The following is a 15,250-nucleotide window of genomic DNA, read 5'->3' on the forward strand; positions in this document are numbered from 1 at the left end:
TACTATGGTTAAAAATATAGATACGGACTACTGGACTTCTTCAGGGTCTTATCCCAAATTTTTGATCAGGCTAGGGAATAGGGTCTTGTTCTCAGCTGTAGATAAACAACATGGTGGAGAACTTTGGGCTACAGACGGAACAACGGCAGGAACAGTATTAGTAAGCGATATCAATCCGGAACCTGAAATAGGAAGTGAGATTTTTGCTCCGGTGGAAATGAATGGTTTTGTTTATTTTTTTGCAACTGGAGAAGGAGATAAGAAGGGATTGTATAGAACAGATGGAACATCTGAAGGGACGGTATTTATCCAGCGATTTGAGAATTATAATTATAACAATTCTGATTTACAAATTCTGAAAGTAAATAACACATTGTATTTTGAAGCCACTGTTCGTGGAACAGGCTCCGAGTTATGGAAGAGTGATGGAACAGAGGCCGGGACAGTTTTGGTCAAGGATATTAATCCCGGTTATTGGGGAAGTTCGCCAAAACAACTTACAGAAGTGAATGGGGAAATCTATTTTACTGCTAATAATGGGGTGAATGGAATAGAACTCTGGAAAACTGATGGAACAGAGACAGGAACATACATGGTTATTGATTTTAATGGAACGGGCAATGGTAATCCGAACAGTTTAATATCTTTTCAGGGGATGTTATTTTTCTCTGCTTCCTCAGCAACGGGAAATGATCTGTGGAAAACGGATGGTACTGTTGCTGGGACTCAACTGGTAAGTTCTGTAGCAAATGTTGAGCAATATGCATCATATAATAACGGAATAGCAATACGTGAGTATAACGGTTACTTATATTTTGGTGGCGGACCTTATAATAACAAGGAATTATGGCGTTCGGACGGAACTACAGCCGGTACGGCAGAGTTTGCAACATTTTATACGTCAGTGACTAATTCAAGTTCTCCTGATGGATTTACTGAATTTAACGGTGAATTATACTTTAGTGCGCAGAATGGTGGAGGAAGAGGTTTTTACAAAACAAATGGGGTAACTTGCCAGACATTATATTCGGGGCATTTAGATGCTAAAAACTTCTGTGTTTGGAACGGGATCCTGTTTTTTCAAGGTCGGTATGGATCCTCACCAGAACTGTGGAAAACAAACGGAACACCTGCAGGAACAGTTCGAATCAACAATATGTCGCCAAGTACTGGTGCTCCTTGTTTTATTACACCGGTGAATGCAACGGAAGTTGTTTTCCAGGGTACATACGTGGCCGCAAATGTTGAGCTTTGGAAAAGTAATGGAAGTGCCGCAGGAACAGTTATGATAAAGGATATTAGTTCTCAATGGAATTCCACCAGATTCAAAGAAGGAATTTCTTTGAATGACAAAATATTTTTTGCTTCAAACGGTGAATCTATCTATAGTGAATTATGGGAAACCAATGGGACGACTTCCGGAACATTGATGACCAAAGACATGTGCACGGCAAATTATTGCGGCAGCGCTCCCAGAAACTTCTATAAAGCGGATAGTACTACGTTTTATTTTAACATGTATTACAGCAGCACCAGTCAGTCGGCATTGGCGAAATCAAATGGAACTACAGCGGGATCGGTAACCGTAAAAAACATGACCGGAGAATCTCATGGTTTTATTCCATATAATGGATATCATCTTTTCTTAGTTGGAAATAGTGCAATTGCTAGAACTGATGGGACAACAGCAGGTACAATAACACTTAAAAGTGGAATGTCCACAAATGGACCTATTGCTGTAGCCAATGGCATGGCATATTTTATTACGAACGCTCAATTATGGAAAACAGATGGTACTGTGGCGGGAACAACCTTCGTAAAGACCCTTGGTGGTTCAACTAGTAATTTGTTTGAACTGAACGGAATGCTTTATTTCGAAGTATATGTAGTTGGGACTGGTTGCCAAATTTGGAGCAGTGATGGCACCTCAGCAGGTACGGTTCTTTTTATGAACGTTCCTTATAATGATTTTCAAACTACATCCACAGTAATAAAAGAAACCATCCGTTATAACAACAAGCGCTACTTTTCAATGAACACAAATGGTTCCGGGTATGAATTGTGGGTAACTGATGGAACTGTTGCAGGTACTCAGATTCTAAAAGAAATAAAAGCGGGTCCATGGGGTAGTGACCCAAAAAATTTCTCCATCTTCAATGGAAAATTATACTTCTCAGCAGATGACGGCATCCATGGATCCGAATTATGGGAATCAGACGGGACTACGGCTGGGACCATTATGGTCAAAGATATTAATCCTGGAATCCAATCCAGTGCTCCTTCAAAGTTCACGATCCTTCATAACAAACTTTATTTTTCGGCAAATGACGGGTCCACTGGACATGAATTATGGGTTTCTGACGGAACTGCCTGCAGCACGCGATTAATTCAAGATGCTAATCCCGGAAATATGAGTTCTTTTCCTCTGGTTATAGGTTCAATAAATAATGAGGTCATTTTAAACCTGTATCACTATGATTATGGATTTGAATTGTGGAAATACACGGATAATTCTCAGGTTTATGAGACTGCGTGTGGAAGTTATACCTGGAGTGCAAATAATCAAACGTATACCAATTCGGGAATATATTCTGATACAATTCCTTCATTTTCGGGTTGTGATTCGATTGTAACATTGAATTTGACAATTCTAAATCCATCAAACTCTACCTATGCTCATACAGCTTGTAATTCGTATGACTGGATCGACGGAAATACCTATACTTCTTCCACAAATACTCCAACATTTGTGCTACAGAATGCAGCCGGTTGTGATTCTACCATCACTTTGAATTTGACAATTACACATTCAACAACGGGAACAGATGTTCAAACTGCTTGTGACTCTCTGATCTGGATTGATGGAAACACCTATGTTTCTTCAACGAATACTCCAACTTTTGTCTTGCAGAATGCAGTTGGTTGTGATTCAACGGTGACGCTAAATTTGACGATCACTCAGTCTACAAATGTTACGGATGTTCAAACTGCTTGTGACTCTCTAACCTGGATTGATGGCAATACCTATACTTCTTCAACCAATATCCCAACTTTTGTCTTGCAGAATACAGCGGGTTGTGATTCGATTATTACGTTGAATCTTACTATTTTATCAAATAATACGATCGATATTCGAACAGCTTGTGATTCATACGACTGGATTGATGGGAATACGTATACTTCATCAACAAATACGCCAACAGTTGTCTTACAAAATGCAGCTGGGTGCGATTCAATTGTTACGTTAAACTTAACAATTAATCATTCTAATACCGGGATTGATATTCAAACGGCTTGTGATTCTCTGACTTGGATTGATGGGAATACCTATTATGCTTCCACAAATACTCCAACGTTTGTTTTGCAGAATGCAGCGAGTTGCGATTCAACAGTTACTCTGAACTTGACAATAACGAATTCAAATGCAGGAATGGATATTCAGACAGCATGTGATTCATACGATTGGATAGATGGGAACACCTATACATCTTCAACCAACACTCCAACTTTTGTTTTACAAAATGCAGCTGGTTGTGATTCTCTTATTACTTTAAATTTGACAATTACAAATTCAACCAGTGGAACCGATATTCAAACCGCTTGTGATTCTCTGACTTGGATTGATGGAAACACCTATTATGTTTCGACCAATACACCGACTTTTGTCTTGCAGAATACAGCGGGTTGTGATTCGACGATTACTTTAAATCTTACTATTTTATCAAATCATACAACCGACTTTCAATCTGTATGTGATTCATTAGTATGGATCGATGGGAACACCTATTATTCCTCTACCAGTACACCAACCTTTGTTTTGCAAAATGCAGCAGGTTGTGATTCGATTATTACGTTGAATTTAACGATAACAAATCCAACTACCGGAACAGATGTTCAAACAGCTTGTGATTCGTATGACTGGATTGATGGCAATACATATACTTCATCAACAAACACACCAACGTTTATTTTGCAGAATTCGGCGGGATGTGATTCAACGGTTACTTTGAACTTAACAATCACACATTCCAATTCCGGAACAGATGTTCAGACAGCTTGTGATTCTTACGACTGGATCGATGGGAATACCTACACTTCTTCCACAAACACACCCATCTTCGTTTTGCAAAATGCAGGGGGTTGTGATTCAACTGTTACCTTGAATTTGACCGTTGTACCAGCTCTTCCTTTAACAATTGAAAACGTATTTGTTTTTCCTTCCGATGCCAATACCTGCGTGGGTGAAGCTGCAATTACCATTTCAGGAAATGCAAACTTTGAACTGGATTTCGATAACGGCTCACAAGTCATCACTTCTACCGGCTACAGTTTGGTAACAAATCTTTGTCACGGAGTGCATGACTTACAGATAACAGACAACTGTGGAGATACGCTTTCGGTTCCGGTAGTCATTCCGGTCGATTCAAACTACGTCTTCAACAATCCGTTTATTGATTCGTTGGCAATCGATTCCTTAGGAGTAACAATGACCAATTGCGATATTTACTACAATTCCATCGACACCGCCTACATCGACTCGATCTGGGCAAACGGAAATACGGTAAACGTAATCTGGAATATTGTGGATTCAAACGGCTCAAACTTCGACACCACAAGCTATGTCCTGAACAACGGAAACGGTGTTTACTGGCTGCAGTTGAGTGTATTCTGTCCGTTTAAATCTCAGGGAGAATACTTCACAGTGACGGAAGCAATTTACTTCAACAACGGTTCTGTTTCTACAGCCGGCTTACCGGATATCGGAGAAGACTTATTTGAGATCTACCCCAACCCGACCAACGACCAGGTCCACATCTCCTTCTCCGGTTCAGAAGCTGAACTGACAGTTTACGACGTTCAGGGAAAAGTGGTATTGAAAGACAACATTCAGAATCAGGGTATCGTCTCACTTCAGAACTTCGAGCGTGGAGTTTATCTGTTTGATTTCAGGAACTCACAGGGACATAGCGTTCAGCGGGTGGTGAAACAATAAAAATAGATCCGTAAATCGGCCTCCTGTTTGAAGCAAGATAGGAGGCAACTTTTTTGTATGTTTGTAAAATCAATTTAACTATATGAATCGCCTTTTTTTAATTACCCTGATTTTTCTTTCGATTGTCACATCGAACGGATTTGCACAAACGATCGTTTCTGATCTGTCATTTAATATTGGTGACACAACAGAAGATATTTTTGAAAAAGGAATCGATTTTGGTATAAACACGGATTATAGAGCCTTGGTTGTTCAATCTGATGGGAAAATAGTCATCGGAGGAGATTTTATGCGCTACAATGAAGAAACGAGCGAGGGAATTGCACGTTTGAATAAAGATGGTTCCCTGGATCACTCGTTTCATGCATCAACAGCTTATCCTGGCGGGGGATTTGCGATCGGAGCAGTGAATGATATTGCTATTCAGGCGGATGGAAAAATCATTGTTGCAGGCACATTTGGACATATCAATGGGGTGGAAAGAAATAGAGTTGCCCGGTTAAATGCAGATGGTTCTTTGGATGCTTCCTTTGATGCAGGAGAAGGGCCGAACAATTTTGTAAATCGGGTGTATATTCAACCGGATGGAAAAATTATCTTGCTCGGATTATTTTCCCATGTCAGCCAAATACCCCAAAATGGGATTGTGAGATTGAATACAGATGGGAGTATCGACAACTCCTTTCAAATTCCTACAGGATTTACATTTATTAATGACATTGCTTTTCAACCCGATGGGAAAATTTTAATAGCAAGCACCTATGATGATGGCTCAACAACATACAGGGTTCCAATACGCTTGAATACAGACGGATCAATCGATAATACGTTCGGATTGCTTCAATCTACAAACAACACCTATACACATACTTATTCACTGGCGCTTCAGCAAAATGGTAAAATTTTGGTTGGTGGGGCATTTGCGTATGTAACCGGCATCGGAAATTATCAACATTTCGTTCGATTGAATCCGGATGGATCAATTGATAACACGTTCAACATCGGAACGGGACCCAATTCTCTAATTGGGAGAATACAGGTCAATTCTCAGGACGAGATTTTAATTACCCCGACCAATTCCGGATTTGAGAATTATGATGGACATGTGGGCACTGTAGCCTATCTGAATGCAGACGGGTCTTATAAACCGATGTTTTATGGATCATGTCCCCCTCAGGGAACTCCATCCGGAGTAAGGGCTGGTTTTGCTTCCAATGGGAATATTCTGTTTACTTCCGATATACTTTATCAGTTATATAGTCTGAGACCAAACGGGGGAATAGATCCGACATTCAATTGTCAAACCGGAGTAGGTCAAAAGACGAATTTAATCCTTGAACAGCCAGATGGGAAAATAATGATCGGGGGAGTTTTCTCTACTTACAACGGAAAGGCATGCAGTCATTTGGCGCGATTGAGTACAAATGGCACTATGGATAGTGTTTTTAATGCAAATATTGGTCTTGGACCAACAGTTGGGACACATGCCTGTTCAATCGAAACGGACAATGAGAATTCATTGTATCTTGCTGCAGTAAAAGCTCTAACAATTCAGCCGGACGGGAAATATTTGATCGGAGGCGAATTCCAGCACTTTAATGGTTTAGAGCTTGATTGTCCGCTGGTAAGATTAAATGCGGATGGAACATTGGATACAGGTTTCCAACCCTCGATTGGGTACCCTACAAGTGATGCCCGATCAATTCACGTTTTATCTGATAATAAAATACTGGTGACTATGGGCGGCGGGATTTACCGTCTGCATCCGGATGGATATACCGATAACACTTATACTCCGGTCGCAGTGAACGGAATGATTAATGCTTCTGTTTTACAACCTGACGAAAAACTGGTTATTGTTGGGGACTTCACAGGTCAAAGTAGTCCGTACATGGTTTATAACCACATCTCCCGATTAAACCCGAATGGATCTATTGATTATCCGTTCTATACCAATATTGGCTCAGGAGCCGGAGGTTTTACCGGTGCTACGATCAATACTGTTATTCTTCAGCCAGACGGTAAGTTATTTTTGTCCGGGCATTTTTCCACATTCAATGGAGTGCAGTGCCAAAGCAGGATTAGGCTAAACTCAGATGGTACTGTTGATCCGAGCTTTCATGTTAGCGCAGGAGACACCATTCAGATCCATTCCGCTGCTCTTAATTCGGATGGAGGATTCTTGCTGGTTGGAAATTTTGATCCCGACCAGGAAGAGTTAACTGGTATGATTAAAATAGACCAAAACGGAGATTTAGACAATACCTGGGATCTGCATCAATCATTTTATCGCTTCATCAGTAATTTGATGATCTCTATAGAAGAAAAAATGACCGTGGCCATTCAATCTGATGGGAAGGTATTGGTAGGCGGGGCATTTACCGATTTTAACGGAACCACAAGAAACGGACTAGTGCGTTTGGCAACATGCTATCCAATTTATGCTACTCAAAATGTAACAGAGCAGTTTACTTATACCTGGCCGGTGAATGGCCAGACATATTTAACATCTGGTCAATATATTGATACTATGTCCAACTCCATTGGTTGTGATTCGATTGTAACTTTAAATTTGACAATTACGCACATGAGTGTAAGTTGTTTTTCCTCACCGTCGTATGTTGATTCTTGTACCGGAGTGGTGAATCTTACAGCAGGAGGAACACCCGATTTCACATTCGATATCGGAACCGGAACTACTGTAACAAGTTCCCAATATGCTGTATTTGACAGTCTTTGCCCGGGCATTTACTCGATTCAGGTTACGGATGGAAATGGAGACACATTAAACACCACATTTGTGGTTCCTTCGGACTCAACCTACTTGATTGTAGATCCGTTCAGTGGCACTGCAACTGACTCCTCAGTAATCGCAATTGAAAATTGTGTAATTGACTACAATTCAATCGATTCTATTTATATCGATTCGTATACCATTCTTTCAGGAGACTCCGTCTTGATAAACTGGGCTGTTATTGATATAAATGGAACAACAATTATTCCATCAATTCTGGTCCTGACTCCTGGAAATATATACATACAGCTTCAACTTTATTGCTCAACCAAATCTATTGATGAATACTTTGTTGCAACTATTGGGATTAATTACGATGGAAATAGAATTTCAACCTTAAATGTGATTGATGAAGAATTGGATTTATTTACGATCTACCCCAACCCAACCAACGACCAGGTTCACATCTCTTTCTCCGGTTCGGAAGCCGAACTGACAGTTTACGATCTGCAGGGAAAAGTAGTCCTGAAAGACAAAATTCAAAATAACGGTCTTTGCAAAACTTTGAGCGCGGAGTTTACTTGTTTGATTTTAAGAATTCACAGGGACATAATGTTCAGCGGGTAGTGAAGCAGTAAGGAACTTATTAATGTATCGGGAGATCCGTTCATCGATTGATGAGCGGATTTTTGTATGTTTGCAACATCAATTAACCGTATGAATCATTTAACATTAATACTTTTTTTCTTAATTCTTCTTTCAAGTAATGCGTTTGCTCAACCTGGAGCAAATGATCCGAATTTTAATAGTATCGATTACGGTTTATATGGGAATGGATTGGGAATCTCAAATCCTGTAATTTATTCAGCAATACAGCCCGATGGGAAAATATTGGTTGGAGGAGCAAATTCGTATCCTAGTTTTAGCTACAATGGTGTTGTTCAATATGGTATTTCAAGAATTAATGAGAACGGAGTATTAGATACTACGTTTAATATCGGGACCGGATTTAATTCATGGACAGAAGCATTTGCTCTTCAAAATGATGGAAAAATTGTTGTTGTTGGAGCTTTTACTGTTTGCAATGGTATTACTAGAAACCGAATAGCTCGATTAAATAGTGATGGTAGTGTTGACACATCTTTTAATCCTGGAATTGGTTTTCCGTTAGGAAGTTATGTGAAAACAATTGTTATCCAGACCGACGGGAAAATAATTGTTGCCGGAAATTTTAATTCGTTTAACGGAATTTCTCGATCTCGAATAGTTAGATTAAATACCGATGGCACAATAGATCTTAGTTATGTAATTGGCACTGGTTTTACTGGTATTAGTAGTAGTCAGGTGAGGTCTATTAAACTTCAAACGGACGGGAAATTGGTTGCTGTTGGAAGTTTTTCGGGATATAATGGAACTGCCCGAATTGGAATAGCCAGATTAAATACCGACGGTTCACATGATTTAACCTTTAATCCGAGTTCTGGTTTTAATAATACTGTATGGGATATAGCTATTCAGTCTGACGGGAAAATAGTTGCTGTAGGTGGGTTTACAACTTATGCTGGTCAAAGTCGCAGTCGAATTGCAAGATTAGATAGTAATGGAACAATCGATGCTTCATTTGTCGTTGGTAGCGGTTTTGATAGTGGTTATAGCACTTCAGTAAAGATAAAAAGCGATGGAACTATTATGGTGGGAGGTACTCATTATTCGTATGACGGTACAATTTGCGCTTTTTTAATTCGACTAAATTCTACAGGTTCAGCTGAACCAATTTTTAGTTCAAATTTGGGAACCGCTCTTGATAGCCAGGTGGAGAATATTAGTGTTCAGAATGATGGAAAAATAATCGTTTTAGGCCACGTTAACTCTTATTCTAATGTAGAAACTGGTCACATGCTTCGATTAAATAGTGATGGTACCTTAGATATAAGTTTCAATGCAGGAACAGGATCTAATGATTTTGTGAGTAGTTTGGATATACAAACGGATGGAAAAATTGTTGTAGGCGGAAATTTCACAAAATACAATGGAACAATACAAAAGCGAATCGTTCGGTTACTCACAAATGGTGAAACTGATACGACATTTCATATCGGGAATGGATTCAACAATACGGTATCCTCAATAAATATACAAAATGATGGTAAAATAGTAGTTGCAGGCGGTTTTTCTACCTATAATGGAACTTCATGTATGAGGATTACCCGCTTAAATAGTGATGGAAGTATAGATTCAACCTTTGATACTGGAAGCGGATTCGATAATTATGTAAGAACGTTATGTGTTCAGAGTGATGGAAAAATACTGGCAGGGGGAACGTTTACATCATTTAATGGAAATACACACAACTATTTTGTGCGGCTAAATGCTGACGGAAGCCTGGATCAAACATTTACCTGGAACTCAAATAATCCAGTATATTCTTCCAATATACAACCTGATGGGAAGATTGTTGTTGTAGGTGATTTTACTTATTGCAATGGAAATAGTGTAAATAAAATTACACGTTTGAATACAAATGGCAGTGTCGATCCTACGTTTAATTCAGGAAACGGACCAAATTATAGTATTTATATTAGTGCTATTCAGGCGGATGGAAAAATTTTAGTTGGAGGTAATTTCACAACATTTAATGGTTTATCTAAAAACCGACTGGTACGTTTGAATAGTAATGGCAGTTTGGATGCTACATTTAATACAGGAAGTGGGTTTGATGGGGATGTCAAAACGATCATTATTCAGGACAATGGTAAAATAATTGTTGGAGGAAACTTTACATCATACAATGGAATTAATAGAAACAGAATAGTGCGCTTGAATAGTGATGGCAGTTTGGATGGTGCGTTTATTTCAGGTGCCGGATTTGATGATGAAGTGCTTTCATTACTTCTACAAACAGATCAGAAAATTTTTGTGGGTGGAAGATTTTCCAATTATAACAGTAATCCAAGAAACCGTTTGGCTCGGCTATTGAATTGTTACCCTTCAAACAGTTCAATTACTGCCTCGGCATGTGACAATTATGTTTTGAATGGTCAAAACTATACATCAGGCGGAGTATATACACAATTATTAACCAATGCTCTAGGTTGTGATTCGATCATCACATTAAACTTAACGATCAATCATTCAAATGATTCAATTTTTGTTTCGACTTGTGATTTTTACACTTGGAACGGACAGGTTTATGCTTCTAGTGGGTTTTATTCTCAGCAATTTACGAATATATTTGGCTGTGATTCGATCATTACTTTGTGCCTTACCATTAATAACCCCACATACAGTACTATTAATGTCACGGAATGTGATAGTTTTACAGTAAATGGAAATCAATATTCTGTCTCTGGTCAATATGTAGATACCATTCCAAATGCCGCAGGTTGTGACTCAATTGTCACATTGAATTTAACAATTTTAAATTCCAACTCAAGTACAGAAATACAAAGTTCTTGTGATTCATTCATCTGGCAAATTAACGGACAAACCTATACTTCCTCCGGCCAGTATTTTGACACGATTCCAAATACAGCTGGCTGCGACTCGATTATCACACTTGATTTAACAATTCTCAACTCTGGCATTAGCACAGAAACCCAAACAGCGTGCGATTCCTTCACTTGGCCAATCAACGGTCAAACTTATATCGTTTCCGGTCAATACATTGACACGATTCCAAACGCAGCAGGCTGCGATTCAATCATTACCCTTGATCTGACAATCATCCCATCCCTCCCTTTAACCATCGAAAACTCCTTCTCCCTACCTTCCGATGCCAATTCCTGTACGGGCGAGGTGGCCGTCACGGTTTCCGGAAATGCACCTTTCGAACTGGATTTCGACAACGGTTCACAAACAATCACTTCTACCGGCTACAGTTTGGTAACGAATCTTTGTCACGGAGTGCATGACTTACAGATAACAGACAACTGTGGAGATACGCTTTCGGTTCCGGTGGTAATTCCGGTCGATTCAAACTACGTCTTCAACAATCCATTCATTGATTCGTTGGCAACCGATTCCTTAGGAGTAACACTAACGAATTGCGATATTTACTATAACGGAATTGACACGGCTTACATCGACTCGATCTGGGCAAACGGAAATACGGTAAACGTAATCTGGAATATTGTGGATTCAAACGGCTCAAACTTCGATACCACAAGCTATGTCCTGAACAACGGAAACGGTGTTTACTGGCTGCAGTTGAGTGTATTCTGTCCGTTTAAATCTCAGGGAGAATACTTCACGGTAACGGAAGCCATCTACTTCAATAATGGAACTGTAAGCACCGCAGGTTTACCGGATTATACCGCCAACTTATTCGAGATCTACCCCAACCCAACCAACGACCAGGTTCACATCTCTTTCTCCGGTTCGGAAGCCGAACTGACCGTTTACGATGTTCAGGGAAAAATGGTCTTGAAAGACAAAATACAAAATAACGGAACGGTTTCTTTGCAAAACTTCGAACGCGGAGTTTACTTATTTGACTTTAAGAATTCACAGGGACATAATGTTCAGCGGGTAGTGAAGCAGTAAACAGTCATTTATTCATTGTAAATATGGTTTTGCAAATAGACATTATTGGTTGATAAAACAATTTTATAACTTTACCGCTTCTATAACTTTAAAAATGAACTACTTCCTAAATCTCTTATTCACAGCTATATTTACTATTTGTTGCAATTATACAGCCTATTGCCAGGCAGGTTCGAATGACCCGGCATTTAACCCATCGGATCTTGGATATTCCATTGGAGATGGAGCGAACTCATTAGTGAGGTCAGTTAGACTGTCTGATGGAAAAATTGCGATATTAGGAAACTTCACCACCTATAATGGTATTTCATGCCCTCGAATGGCTCGTTTAAATCCTGATGGAAGTTTTGATCCGACATTCAATCCGGGAACTGGTGTTAATAATAGTATTAATGAAGTCTGTAAACAACCTGACGAAAAAATAATCATTACTGGACTATTTACAACCGTTAATGGTGTTTCCAAAAATGGCCTTGCCCGGATCAACCAGGATGGTTCATTAGACGCCTCTTTTGATGCAGGTACCGGCTTCGGATCAGGAAGTGTTATTTATAGTATCGCTGTTCAAACCGATGGTAAGATTCTTATTGCCGGCAGCTTTTCAAGTTATAATGGAGCATCTACAGGGCGCTTAATACGTCTGAACAGCGACGGTTCGCTTGACTTAACATTTATTATGGACACTGGATCCCCTTTGGCATTTATTGAAAGTGTTATTTTGCAACCGGACAACAAGATATTGATCGGTGGAACTTTCTCATCATATAGTGGTACGTCAAGAAAGAATATTGCTCGTTTGAATAGTGATGGAACGGTAGATACATCATTTGATCCGGGTGTCGGGCCTAATTCGTTCGTTAGTTATTTGCTTTTGCAAACCGATGGAAAAATAATTGTTTTTGGTAATTTTTCGACTTTCAATGGTCTTCCAATTAAAAGAATTATCCGACTCAATTCAAATGGAACTCATGATAGTTCATTTAACTCAGGGAGTGGTTTTCCATTGGGTGCTTTTGATATTGCACTTATGCAAGCGGATGGAAAAATCGTAATCGGAGGAGCCCTTTCAACATATAATGGTACTGCTATTGGTGACGTGCTTAGGATCAATCCGGATGGAACTTTAGACACTTCCTTTTACGGACCATCATTATCCACATCTATTGCTAGAATTGATTTAGCATCTAATGGAAAAATAATTGTTTCCGGTGGATTTACAAATTTATTGGACCCTCTTTATTCTGTCGGGAGAATTATGCAGTTAAACTCGGATGGAAGTTTTGATTTAACCTTCAATCCGGGTCACGGAGCAAATGATGCAGTCCGATGCACAGTATTGCAACCAGACGGGAAAATTTTTATTGGTGGTGTATTTACCGGGTATAACGGTAATTACCACACTTATTTTGCCCGTCTGTTACCCGATGGAAATATAGATCCTGCTTTCCCTTATACAAATGGTTCGCCGGATGCAGATGTTATTTCTATGAAACTACAACCGGATGGAAAGATTATCATAGGAGGAGGATTTCTTAACTGTTGGACACAACCAAGGTCCCGCATAGCTCGTATTCTTTCCGATGGGACCTTGGATCTCAGTTTTAATCCCGGAACTGGTGCAAACAATATTGTTGTTAGCACTGATTTGCAATCCGACGGGAATATACTCATAGGTGGTTTCTTTACTACGTACAATGGATTATCATCGAAATACCTTGCAAGGTTAACTTCAGCGGGAGCTTTAGATGCAAGTTTCAACATAGGAACCGGAGCGGATAATGCAGTTTACGCAACACCTATTCAATCTGATGGAAAAATAATAGTTTGTGGGGTCTTTACTACTTTCAATGGAATTCCCTCCAACAGAATAGTACGATTGAATGCTAATGGATCAATTGATCCAACATTTGATATCGGAACTGGGTCAAGCGGATCTATTTATTGTGCTAAAATTCAACCAGACGGGAAGATTATCATTGCTGGTCAGTTTAGCAGTTTTAATGGAGTAGCGAGAAAAAACATTGCTCGTTTGAATTCAGACGGCTCGTTGGATCTTAGCTTTGATCCGGGTACTGGGGCAAATAACAATATCAATACATTAAACCTGCAAGCTGATGGAAAACTGATCATCGGCGGACAATTTTCATACATCAATGGTGTTTCCAGAAACGCAATTGCACGGTTAAATGTTGACGGGTCATTGGATATGTCGTTTAATCCTGGTAGCGGGGTATTAAGTGGTGGAATCTGGGGAAGTGCTATTCAACCTGATGGAAATATCGTAATCGTTGGTGGATTTACGAGTTATAACGGGGTAGGAAGGAATCGTGTGGCGCGGGTACTTAACAACTGTCCCGTAACATTCTTCAATTCTGTTGTAACCAACATAAGTTGTTATGGAGAAAACAATGGGTCCATTAATTTAACTGCAATTGGAGGAACAGCTCCTTTCAGCTTTACCTGGAATGATGGAAACACAAGTCAGAATAGAACAAATTTATCCCCGGGAGTTTACCAGGTTACCATTATTGATGCAAATGGTTGTCAAACTTCTTTAAACGAAGTTATTGGTGAACCTGCACAAATCTTTGGTACAGATATTCAAACAGCGTGTGATTCCCTAACTTGGATCGATGGAAATACCTATTATGTTTCCACGAATACTCCAACGTTTGTTTTGCAGAATACAGCGGGTTGTGATTCAACAGTAACATTGAACTTGACAATAACGAATTCAACCACAGGAACGGATGTTCAAACAACTTGCGATTCCCTAACTTGGATCGATGGGAATACCTATTATGTTTCTACTAATACCCCGACGTTTGTTTTGCAGAATGCAGCAGGTTGTGATTCTACGGTTACTTTGAATTTAACGATTGCGAATTCAACCACAGGAACGGATGTTCAAACAGCTTGCGATTCCCTAACTTGGATCGATGGGAATACCTATTATGCTTCCACGAATACACCAACCTTTG

Annotated in this window: 3 protein-coding genes and 1 pseudogene; all 4 read left to right on the forward strand. The window is 39.5% G+C overall.

What is annotated here, in order from left to right; genetic code table 11:
- Window positions 1-4 precede the first annotated feature (4 nt).
- Window positions 5-4,993: an ELWxxDGT repeat protein gene (locus tag K0S23_RS17850; protein ID WP_300360185.1), complete on the forward strand. Its 4,989-nt coding sequence runs from the start codon at window positions 5-7 to the stop codon at window positions 4,991-4,993.
- An 82-nt stretch (window positions 4,994-5,075) separates the two neighbouring features.
- Complete coding sequence (locus K0S23_RS17855; protein ID WP_300360187.1) at window positions 5,076-8,354, forward strand: T9SS type A sorting domain-containing protein; 3,279 nt, start codon at window positions 5,076-5,078, stop codon at window positions 8,352-8,354.
- A gap of 90 nt (window positions 8,355-8,444) precedes the next feature.
- Window positions 8,445-12,269, forward strand: coding sequence for a T9SS type A sorting domain-containing protein (locus K0S23_RS17860; protein ID WP_300360189.1), 3,825 nt, complete (start codon window positions 8,445-8,447; stop codon window positions 12,267-12,269).
- 94 nt (window positions 12,270-12,363) lie between these two features.
- Window positions 12,364-15,250 (forward strand): annotated as a pseudogene (locus tag K0S23_RS17865) (hypothetical protein); the annotation flags it as partial.

It is taken from the genome of Fluviicola sp. (assembly GCF_029266855.1).
Classification (GTDB): domain Bacteria; phylum Bacteroidota; class Bacteroidia; order Flavobacteriales_D; family Crocinitomicaceae; genus Fluviicola.

Coding starts and splice junctions, on each gene's coding strand:
- K0S23_RS17850 (WP_300360185.1), top strand. CDS start 5: ATGGTTAAAAATATAGATACGGACTACTGGACTTCTTCAGGGTCTTAT.
- K0S23_RS17855 (WP_300360187.1), top strand. CDS start 5,076: ATGAATCGCCTTTTTTTAATTACCCTGATTTTTCTTTCGATTGTCACA.
- K0S23_RS17860 (WP_300360189.1), top strand. CDS start 8,445: ATGAATCATTTAACATTAATACTTTTTTTCTTAATTCTTCTTTCAAGT.